Consider the following 3,202-nt stretch of genomic DNA (forward strand, 5'->3'; position numbering starts at 1 on the left):
GGCGCGCGATGCGCTTGCCCTTGTCGGGCTGGCGGCCGCCTTCGACAAGAAGCCGCACCAGCTCTCCGGTGGCCAGCGCCAGCGCGTCGCGCTGGCCCGTGCGCTGGTCATCGAACCGGCGGTGCTTTTGCTAGACGAGCCGCTCGGCGCGCTCGATCTCAAGCTGCGGCGGCAGATGCAGGATGAGCTGAAGGCGATCCAGAAGCGCGTCGGCACCGCCTTCGTCCATGTCACGCACGATCAGGAAGAAGCGATGGCGCTGGCAGACCACTGCGTGGTGATGAATGACGGGCGCATCGAGGACGAAGGCCCGCCCGAGCGCGTCTATGCGCGGCCGAAGACACGCTTCTCGGCGACCTTCATGGGCGAAAGCACCATTCTTGCCGGCACCGTGACCGAAGCGGAGAACGGGATCGTCACCGTCTCGACGGCGGCCGGGCCGGTCTCGCTGCCCGGCGCATCGACTGCCGGCACCACGGTCGCGCTCGCCATCCGGCCGGAGCACCTGGTTCTCGGCGACGCGAAAGGCAATGTCGCGCTCGGCGCCGGCAAGGTCGGCGATATCGTCTTCCAGGGCAGCTTCAAGCGCGTGCTGGCCACGTCGACGCTGGATCCGGCACTGCAGTTCATCGCCAAGGCTTCCGCTTCCGCCACCGTTCAGGCGCGCGACACGATAGCGATTTCGTGCAACGCTCAAGATATCATCCTGCTGGCGGACTGATCCATGAGCACGCTTCCGGTCATCGAGGCTCCGGACTGGTACGAAACCATCCGCACGGGCGACGACATCACGCTCATCCATGAGCCATGGATCAAGCCGTTCTTCCGCTGCAACATCTGGCATGTGCGCGGGCGAGACCGAGACCTGTTGTTCGACACCGGGCTTGGCCATTTCAGCCTGAGAAGCCACGTGCCGCTTGTCAGCGAGCGCAAGCTCACCTGCGTGGCCAGCCACACGCATTTCGACCATATCGGCTGCCACCACGAGTTCCCGGACCGCTGCGTGCATTCGGCCGAAGCGGCAATCCTTGCCGATCCGCGCAACGAATGGACGGTCGCCGATCGCTACGCCAATGAGGAGATGTTCGACGGCGCACCGGAAGGCTGGGATACGGCGCGCTATCGCATCCTGCCCGCGCCGGCCGGCCGGTTGCTTGAACACGGCGACATCGTCGATCTCGGCGATCGCGCCTTCGAGGTCATCCACACGCCGGGTCACTCGCCGGGCGGCATCGCGCTTTACGAGAAGAAGACCGGCATCCTTTTGTCCGGCGACATCGTCTATGACGGGCCGCTGATCGACGACGTCTACCACTCAAATGTCGAGGACTATGTCGGGACGCTGCTTGCCATGCGCGGGCTCGATGTCTCGGTCGTGCATGGCGGCCATTTCCCAAGCTTCGGCAAGGTGCGCTACCGGCAACTCATCGACGAGTATGTCGCCGGCAAGCGCAAGGCGGGCTGCCACCTGCAGGGCGGCTGAGCGAGCGATAAGGGAAGCGAAGCCTACAGCGCCCGTTGCGGGCAAGGTGTACCCGTGGCATCGCCGCAACGGGAAGCTGTCGGCTGCGGCCGCTGGCTCGTCTCTTCCGAATGACGCACGAGTTCGGCGAACATAAGCGCGAAACTTCCCATCATCAGGAAGACTATGATCAGACGCGTTACCGGCAATAGACAGGTCTCTCGACTGGCCAGCCCCCGCCAACCCATCCACTGTCGGCTAACATGATCGATCCGCCTTTACGAGTGTTTAAGCCTCCTCTTAACCATTGCGGCCATCACATTCATGTCGCGCCTGTCACGAAGCGCGACTGGTGACCCGCCAGCCGGCACGCCGCCCTTCACAGATATGGGCGGCGCATGCTACGCCGTCGCCGGCGCGGCCCCGCAGACGGTCGCCCTCCGGGAGCCATGAGCAAAGCCGCCAGCCGTTTCGCCTTCGTCTCTTCCGACACCGACGACGCCCTCGCCGCGCGGGAAAGCCTGTCGGCGCGCTATGGGCAGGTGCCTGTCGCTGACGCGGAGATCATCATCGCGCTCGGCGGCGACGGTTTTCTACTGCAGACGCTGCGCGAGACGATGAGCACGGGCAAGAAGGTCTACGGCATGAACCGTGGCACCATCGGCTTCCTGATGAATGAATATCGCGCAGGCGGTCTCGAGGAGCGCATCGCCAACGCCGTTGCCGAGACGATCCGGCCGCTGGAAATGGTCGCCGTGACGCATGACGGCGAATCCGTATCCGCGCCGGCCATCAACGAGGTGGCGCTGTGGCGCCAGTCCTACCAGACCGCGAAGATCCGCATCACTGTCGACGGCCAAGTGCGGTTGGAGGAGTTGAACTGCGACGGCGTCATGATCGCCACTCCCGCCGGCTCGACGGCCTACAATCTGTCGGCGCACGGGCCGATCCTGCCGCTCGATGCGCCGCTCCTGGCATTGACGCCGGTCAGCCCTTTCCGGCCGCGCCGCTGGCGCGGGGCGCTGCTGTCCAACAAGGCGACGGTGCGTTTCGACATATTGGAAGCCGAAAAGCGCCCGGTGAATGCCGCCGCGGACCATACCGAGGTCAAGGCGGTGGCTTCCGTCACCGTGCGGGAATCGCCGACGGCGACGGCAACTTTGCTGTTCGATCCGAACCATTCCTGGAACGAACGCATCCTTGCCGAGCAGTTCCGCTACTGAGCCGGCGCAACGATACCTGTTCGATTAAGCATCGCGATTAAGGTTACGTCTTCACAATCACCGGGATTTCCGGCTGTTTGTGTTGACAAATCGCGGACTTGCGCCTAACTGCAACCGCGATCTTGCAGGCGCGCGGCGCCTGCCGCAACACGCGTTGCGATTTCCCGAACCAGCCAAAGACAACAAACACTTGTCCTCAGACACCCAGACCGTTCAAGAAGCGTTGACCTTTTCGGACCTTGGCCTTTCGCCCAAGGTCCTCTCCGCAGTCTCAGATGCCGGCTACACCAAGCCGACTCCGATCCAGGCCGGCGCCATCCCGCATGCGCTGCTCGGCAAGGATGTGTTGGGCATCGCCCAGACCGGCACCGGCAAGACCGCTTCCTTCGTGCTGCCTATGCTGACGCGATTGGAAAAGGGTCGCGCTCGCGCGCGCATGCCACGCACGCTGATCCTCGAACCGACCCGTGAGCTCGCCGCGCAGGTCGAGGAAAACTTCATCAAATACGGCAAGAAC

The 3,202-nt window shown here is 64.0% G+C and carries 4 protein-coding genes; all 4 read left to right on the forward strand.

All coding sequences use genetic code 11. From position 1 onward, the window contains the following. Window positions 1–721, forward strand: a 721-nt coding sequence (locus EOA24_RS32070; RefSeq protein WP_133374716.1) for an ABC transporter ATP-binding protein, incomplete at its 5' end; no start/stop codon positions are given. A 3-nt stretch (window positions 722–724) separates the two neighbouring features. Next, entirely contained in the window at window positions 725–1,483 is a 759-nt protein-coding gene (locus EOA24_RS32075) for an MBL fold metallo-hydrolase (protein ID WP_126082830.1), read from the forward strand. A gap of 428 nt (window positions 1,484–1,911) precedes the next feature. Continuing rightward, window positions 1,912–2,685 carry an NAD kinase gene (locus EOA24_RS32085; RefSeq protein WP_126082831.1) on the forward strand — a complete coding sequence of 258 codons (774 nt, stop codon included), beginning with the start codon at window positions 1,912–1,914 and terminating at the stop codon, window positions 2,683–2,685. A gap of 190 nt (window positions 2,686–2,875) precedes the next feature. Beyond that, a partial coding sequence (locus EOA24_RS32090; protein ID WP_127410487.1) for a DEAD/DEAH box helicase occupies window positions 2,876–3,202 on the forward strand: 327 nt, incomplete at its 3' end.

Source organism: Mesorhizobium sp. M2A.F.Ca.ET.039.01.1.1 (assembly GCF_003998035.1).
Classification (GTDB): domain Bacteria; phylum Pseudomonadota; class Alphaproteobacteria; order Rhizobiales; family Rhizobiaceae; genus Mesorhizobium.